Source organism: Vibrio sp. 10N.261.52.A1, assembly GCF_002876325.1.
Lineage (GTDB): Bacteria > Pseudomonadota > Gammaproteobacteria > Enterobacterales > Vibrionaceae > Vibrio > Vibrio chagasii.
The window spans coordinates 1-4,616 of sequence record NZ_MCYD01000805.1 but is presented as its reverse complement, the minus strand read 5'-3'; the positions used below and the strand labels follow the sequence as shown (position 1 = coordinate 4,616).

The 4,616-nt window shown below is 42.7% G+C and carries 5 protein-coding genes; 4 read left to right on the top strand and 1 reads right to left on the bottom strand.

Annotated features, from left to right (window positions below; genetic code table 11):
* Together BCT81_RS16820 and BCT81_RS16815 are read left to right on the top strand one after the other, a co-directional pair.
* The coding region (locus BCT81_RS16820; protein WP_133152647.1) for a GGDEF domain-containing protein at positions 1-970 on the top strand (970 nt) is incomplete at its 5' end.
* Positions 971-1,121: 151 nt separating this feature from the next.
* Positions 1,122-1,850 (top strand): tRNA (adenine(22)-N(1))-methyltransferase TrmK, encoded by a 729-nt coding sequence (locus tag BCT81_RS16815; protein ID WP_102425188.1) that lies wholly within the window; start codon positions 1,122-1,124, stop codon positions 1,848-1,850.
* Between the two features lie 104 nt (positions 1,851-1,954).
* Here the strand turns inward: BCT81_RS16815 and BCT81_RS16810 are convergent, their stop codons facing one another.
* A complete protein-coding gene (locus BCT81_RS16810; RefSeq protein WP_102425187.1) occupies positions 1,955-2,899 on the bottom strand; it encodes an acyltransferase in 945 nt (314 codons plus the stop codon).
* A 333-nt stretch (positions 2,900-3,232) separates the two neighbouring features.
* Here BCT81_RS16810 and BCT81_RS16805 point away from each other — a divergent pair, with 333 nt between their 5' ends.
* Both BCT81_RS16805 and BCT81_RS16800 read left to right on the top strand, forming a co-directional pair.
* Positions 3,233-4,033 carry a ferredoxin--NADP reductase gene (locus BCT81_RS16805; RefSeq protein ID WP_102425186.1) on the top strand — a complete coding sequence of 267 codons (801 nt, stop codon included), beginning with the start codon at positions 3,233-3,235 and terminating at the stop codon, positions 4,031-4,033.
* 68 nt (positions 4,034-4,101) lie between these two features.
* Positions 4,102-4,434, top strand: a complete 333-nt coding sequence (locus tag BCT81_RS16800; RefSeq protein ID WP_048660978.1) for a DUF1971 domain-containing protein — start codon at positions 4,102-4,104, stop codon at positions 4,432-4,434.
* Positions 4,435-4,616 lie beyond the last annotated feature (182 nt).

Genomic DNA, 4,616 nt, shown 5'->3' with positions numbered 1-4,616 from the left:
CTTAGTACTGGGCTCACTCCTGCTATTGTGGATTGGTGCCAACTATCTGGCTTATCGTTTAAACGTCTCTTTGTCTCAACTCAACAAAGTGGAAGACCTTGCGAGTTTTAAGCGCAAACTGAAATCAATTTTGGATAACTTTACCTACCACAAAGGTATTCAATTCTGTCTCTACCAACCAGAAAACCACTCATTCAGTACACTTGATTATCATGGAAACAAATCGACAGTGCATTGTGACAAAGCGCTCTCTGAACGTTTTGTCGCAAACGCCATGGTTTATCGAAATGGTAAGGACGCCGATCCTCTCGCACGCAAACTAAAAATAGACCAACGTCACTACTGCATTCCTTTGTACTCACGTCAGCAGTTAATTGCGGTGTTGTATGTGAATGCGAACTTGCCTATTAGCCAGAATATCTTGCGCATGATCAGAGATTACACGGAAGTCTCACTGTCCAACTTACTGCTTCAGCACCAATTGAGTAGTAAAGACCTAATGACGCAATTAGATAATAAAAGTAGCTTCAACCTTGCATTGGAAAACTACGCCAACCAGCCAGAAACCTATATTGCTCTACTCGATATCGATAACTTTGATCACTTAAACCGTGCTTATGGTGAAGCCGTGGGTGACAAGATGATCAAGCTAACAGCAGAAGCACTGCGCTCATACTTTCCGAAGCCTAAAGGGCTATGCCTTGCTCGTGTCGGAGGCAAAGAGTTCGCGGTATTATTCAAAGCAAACGACGCTAACGACGCCAAGTTCCAACTAGACCAGTGCCGAATTGGCGTAGCAGAGAAAACGATTGTGACGCCAGACATCAGCCTCTCTTTAGGCGTAAGTGTCGGTTTTTCTCAAATAGAGGGAGAGCCAGATACAGCCCTAGCACTTGCTGAGCAAGCAAAGCTTATCGCTCAACAACTTGGAAAAAATCGAGTTGAAGGCCACATCAGGGCTGTTGCATAGGCTTCATAAATTGCCCTAACAAATCCCTTACTCGGATACCGATAAAAACAAAGCACCTAGGGTTCACGCTCTCGGTGCTTTTGTTTTTATAGAAAGTCATTACAATGCGCGTTCAACACGACAACCTCACCTTTCTGACGATACGAACCTTATGAAGCTAAGTAACCGACTGCAAACTCTCCACTCCCTTGTCAGTAATGACTACCAACACATTTGGGACTGTTGCTGTGATCATGGCTTCTTGGGCGTTCAACTGTTGGCGGACAACAAAGCCCCTCACATTCACTTTGTCGATATTGTTCCGTCCCTAATGAGCGAGCTAGAAAGCAAACTGGTGCGTTACTTTCCACAAAGCGAGATGGCACAACAAAAAGTCACTAGCCAATGGCAAGTCCACTGCATGGATGTCTCTGCAATCCCATTGGAAAAACACACGGGCAAGCATCTGGTCATCATTGCAGGAGTCGGTGGCGATCTAACTCAAAAGCTTGTGGACGATATTCACCGCCAGCATCCAGACAAAGCGATCGACTTCTTGCTCTGCCCTGTTCATCAGCAATTTGAGCTAAGAAGCCACTTAAAATCGCTCAAGTTCGGCCTAATTGATGAGGTGTTGATTGAGGAGAATCGCCGCTACTACGAAATTTTATTAGTCAGCAATAACCGAGGTGAAAGAGTAGATACTTCGACAGTAAGCGAGATTTCAAACGTCGGTGATAAGATATGGACTCCAAGCAGCGATGAACAAATTAAGGTATCTCAGCAGTACAAAGCCAAAACACTGCAGCACTACTTGCGTATCCATCAAGGGCAGGAGAAACAAGGTAAACCTAGCCAAGTGAAGCATATTATTGATGCCTACCAAGCGGTTAAACCATAGTAAGTACTAACTTTATTGCTGAAGGTGAAGCAAGTCGAATCAACAAAAAAGCCGATAGTTCAATGAGCTATCGGCTTTTTTAATACTATTTATTCAGTTTGAGCTTACTGCTCTTGTTTCTTATAAAGCTTATCAGCCTCATCAACTGTCTCAACCTCAGAGGGCTTATCAACCCCATAGACCGTATCAAGATAGGCATCTTTCTCTTTCCAAGTGTTGTTTAACCAGCTATGGAAGCGACGTTTAAATGCCTTATCTTCAAAGTAGTTACCATTCACGTTCTCATCCATTGGATGCAATTTAATACGCACAACAACCTTAGTCATTTTGCCTTTCAGCATATCTTCAAACGGAGAGGTTTGGTTTTCAGGGTAAGCTAAAGTCACATCCACGATGCCATCCAAAATTGGGCCCATTGCAGATAAGGCAAACGCCACACCACCCGTTTTCGGCTTCAATAGATGGCGGTAAGGAGTTTTTGCTGACGCAAGTTTCTCATGGTTTGCACGAGTCCCTTCAACAAAGTTGACCAATGTTGTCGGTGCTAACTTGAACTTAGTACACGCTTTATTGATTGCATTGAAGTCATCATTACGGCGTTCAGGGTTACGTAATAGAAACTCACGAGAGTGGCGTCTCATGAATGGCATATCTAAACCCCAGCATGCTAAGCCAACAAATGGTACGTACAGCAATTCGTGTTTCAAGAAGTACTTCGTCATCGGCATTTTGTCTTTTAAGATCGAAGACAAAATCACAATATCTGCCCAGCTTAAGTGGTTAGACATCATCAAATACCACTGCTTGGTCGAAATATCTTCCCCCCCTTCCACTTGCCATTCGATATCGTTATTGGCGTTCAACATCCATAAATTAAGAGAAGCCCAACACCAGAATGTGAAGTTAGCTAAGCGAGTGCATGATTTTTGAACGACAGAGATTGGCAAAATAAGTTTGATTAGGGCAAACAGACTCACAGCCAATGCGGTGAATGCAGTATTAATGGTCACGAACAATACGTTCAAGGCCATACGAAGATTATCAAGCATAAAACACAGTTATATTGAGAACGAAAGCCGCCATTATACGCATCTATAAATTATTCTCTTCAGTAATTGATTGAATATCTTAGGGGTCAAACCACTCAACCTATGCTAACGATGTTCAACCAGCGAAAGCCTATTAAAACGAAACCAAAAACACACAGATAAGTCATTTAGACATCATTGATATATTGTCTTTTTGACAACATTCGATCCAACAACCACCCTTCAAACCAGTATTGATAAGCATTCTCATTATTGGCATGGTACATGCAACTCTAAAGTGTAAATAGTTGAGTATCCTTAATGAGATAACTTCTCTTCTTAAAGGTGGATGATATGACAGATATTCCTCATGGTTTAGTTACAGGCAAAGTCCTAAACAAGACAGAATGGACAGATCAATTGTTCTCAATCCAGGTTAGTGCTCCTGTCTCTTCTTATCAGGCAGGTCAGTTCACTAAGCTTGGCTTGCTCAATAACGAAGGTGAGTTCGTGAGACGCGCTTATTCCATGGTAAATGCACCAGAGCATGAGCAAGGCCATCAACATCTAGAATTTTTGATTATTAAGGATCAGAACGGTCAGCTCTCGCCTCAGCTTCACGAACTGCAAGCTGGCGATGACATCTTTGTCGGCAAAGACCCAAGTGGTTTCATGACATTAGATGAGATCCCAGAGATCACAGACGATCTATGGATGCTTTCAACCGGAACCGCGGTAGGCCCGTTTATCTCAATGCTTGAGAGCATGCAGATACAGCAGAATGAGTTGGCTTCAGACAAAGCCTCTTCATTCAAAAATCTGGTTCTGGTGCATGCCGTAAGAACAGAGCAAGACCTCACTTATCGAGATCGTATCACTCAACTCGTTGATCACTTTCAAGGGAGACTTAAATATGTGCCAATTATTTCTAGAGAATCAGTTACCGGAACTTTGCGCGGACGAATCCCAAGTTTGTTACTTGGAGGCGACCTCGAGCAAGCCGCGTCTGTCACTTTCAATCAAACCCGCAGTTTCTTCTACCTTTGCGGCAATCCGCAAATGGTTCGTGACACAAGTGACGCACTAACAAGTTTAGGTTTCGAAAAGCATCTACGTCGAAAGCCTGGTCAATTCAGCAGTGAAAATTACTGGTAAAGATAGGCTACCTAAAACACCGAAGTACCTATTTCAAAGAACAGTTAAAGTTAAATAAGAGGTTTTATATGAGTCATTTACGTATTCCTTCTCACTGGAAAATTCAACGTTCAACACCGTTTTTCACTAAGGACAACATCCCAGCAGCACTGCTCAATCATCACAATACAGCTGAAGGCGTGTTTGGTCAGATCTGCGTAATGGAAGGCACAGTGACCTTCTATGGTTTTGCCGATGCAGAAGCGACAGAACCCGAAAATGTTATCACGATTGAAGCAGGGCAATTTGCCACAAGTCCACCTCAATATTGGCACCGAGTAGAGCTGAGTGACGACGCGCAATTCAACATTAACTTCTGGTCAGAAAAAGAGACCAAGAAGATGTTCAACACTCGAAAGTAATATCTATTCGATATTGATGAACTTATAAGCAAGCTACATCGTAATGTGATTTTTAATGTTCAGTAAATAACAACAAGAGACCAAATAACCATAGTAATTACAATGACTAATGGTGATAGACAAGACAAATAAACTCTAGCACACTGAACGAGTTTGTTAGGGCGTGTTGACCTTTCGAGCTG

Excerpts from the sequence above, each read along its gene's own strand:
- BCT81_RS16810 (WP_102425187.1), bottom strand. The coding sequence starts at position 2,899 with ATGCTTGATAATCTTCGTATGGCCTTGAACGTATTGTTCGTGACCATT.
- BCT81_RS16800 (WP_048660978.1), top strand. The coding sequence starts at position 4,102 with ATGAGTCATTTACGTATTCCTTCTCACTGGAAAATTCAACGTTCAACA.
- BCT81_RS16805 (WP_102425186.1), top strand. The coding sequence starts at position 3,233 with ATGACAGATATTCCTCATGGTTTAGTTACAGGCAAAGTCCTAAACAAG.
- BCT81_RS16815 (WP_102425188.1), top strand. The coding sequence starts at position 1,122 with ATGAAGCTAAGTAACCGACTGCAAACTCTCCACTCCCTTGTCAGTAAT.